Source organism: Mesorhizobium sp. M7A.F.Ca.CA.004.04.2.1 (genome assembly GCF_004022825.1).
Classification (GTDB): Bacteria; Pseudomonadota; Alphaproteobacteria; order Rhizobiales; family Rhizobiaceae; genus Mesorhizobium.
The window spans coordinates 1-1,573 of sequence record NZ_RZPH01001225.1; the positions used below are offsets into that span (position 1 = coordinate 1).

Annotated in this window: 2 protein-coding genes; both read left to right on the top strand. The window is 62.9% G+C overall.

Features of this window, described 5'->3' with window-relative positions:
* Positions 1-501: aminotransferase class I/II-fold pyridoxal phosphate-dependent enzyme (locus EN893_RS33255; RefSeq protein WP_128362147.1), on the top strand; the 501-nt coding region annotated here is incomplete at its 5' end.
* Positions 502-506: 5 nt separating this feature from the next.
* A complete protein-coding gene (locus EN893_RS33260; protein ID WP_206517072.1) occupies positions 507-1,442 on the top strand; it encodes a prephenate/arogenate dehydrogenase family protein in 936 nt (311 codons plus the stop codon).
* Positions 1,443-1,573: the final 131 nt, after the last annotated feature.

Consider the following 1,573-nt stretch of genomic DNA (forward strand, 5'->3'; position numbering starts at 1 on the left):
AACGACTATGAGGCCGGCATCGAGTTGGTCGGCAGCACCGAGAACGTGGTGATGACCCGTACCTTCTCCAAGATCGGCCTCGGTGGCGCGCGGATCGGCTGGATGTATGCGCCGATGCATATCGTCGACGCCATCAACCGCGTGCGCGGTCCCTTCAACGTCAATGCGACGGCGATCGAGGCCGGTATCGCAGCCATCCGCGACCGCGCCCATGTCGAGCGCAGCGTGGCGCACAACGAGACCTGGCTTGCCTGGTTGAGCGAGGAATTCACAAAGCTCGGGCTGCGGGTAACGCCGAGCGTCGGCAATTTCGTTCTCATTCATTTTCCCGATGACCAGAAGCATTCGGCGGCGGCGGCGGACGACTATCTGACGGCGCGCGGCTATATATTGCGGCGCGTTTCGGGCTATGGCTTTCCCAACGCGTTGCGCATGACCGTCGGCACCGAAGAGGCCAATCGCGGCGTTGTCGCCGCTCTCACGACATTCCTGAAAAGCTAGAGACCATGACATCACCGATGTTTGAAAAGATCGCGCTGGTCGGCATCGGCCTGATCGGCTCGTCGCTGGCCCGCGTCATCCGCCGCGAGGGGCTGGCCCGTCACGTAGCCATATCAACGCGCAGTGCGGCGACGCTGGCGCGAGCCGAGGAGCTTGGGCTGGGCGATAGCTATACCACCGATGCGAGAGAGACTGTCCGCGATGCCGACCTTGTCATCATTTCGGTGCCGGTAGGCTCATCCGGCGCGGTTGCCGAGGAAATCGCGCCGGCGCTGAAGCCGGGCGCGATCCTCACCGATGTCGGCTCGACCAAGGCGTCCGTCATCGCGCAGATGCAGCCTTATGTGCCTGAAGGCGTCCATTTCATTCCCGGCCACCCGCTGGCGGGCACGGAAAAATCCGGCCCCGACGCCGGTTTCGCCGACCTGTTCGACAATCGCTGGTGCATCTTCACGCCGCTGCCCGACACCGACCCGGATGCGCTGGAGAGGCTGTCGGAGTTCTGGCGCCGCTGCGGCGCCAACATCGACACGATGGATCCGCAGCATCACGACATGACGCTGGCCATCGTCTCGCATTTGCCGCACATCATCGCCTACAACATCGTCGGCACCGCCGATGATCTGCAGTCGGTAACCAAGTCCGAAGTGATCAAATATTCGGCTTCCGGCTTCCGCGACTTCACCCGCCTTGCCGCCTCCGACCCGACCATGTGGCGGGATGTCTGCCTGCACAACAAGGACGCCATTCTCGAAATGCTGGCGCGGTTCTCGGAAGACCTGGCGTCGCTGCAACGCGCGATCCGCTGGGGCGATGGCGAAAAGCTCTTCGACCTGTTCACCCGGACGCGGGCTGTGCGCCGCTCGATCATCGAAGCCGGCCAGGACATCGACGTGCCCGATTTCGGTCGCCAGGCCGTCGAGCATCCCGCGAAGGGCTAGAGCAATTCCAGGAAAAGTGTGAGGCGTTTTTCCCGGGAAAAGCGCTAGCGCTTTCCCTTGGGAATTGCGTCAAAACAAAAGCGTCAGTTTCAGGCTGGCCAGGCCTGCGCAACCATGGCCAGCGTCTCGGC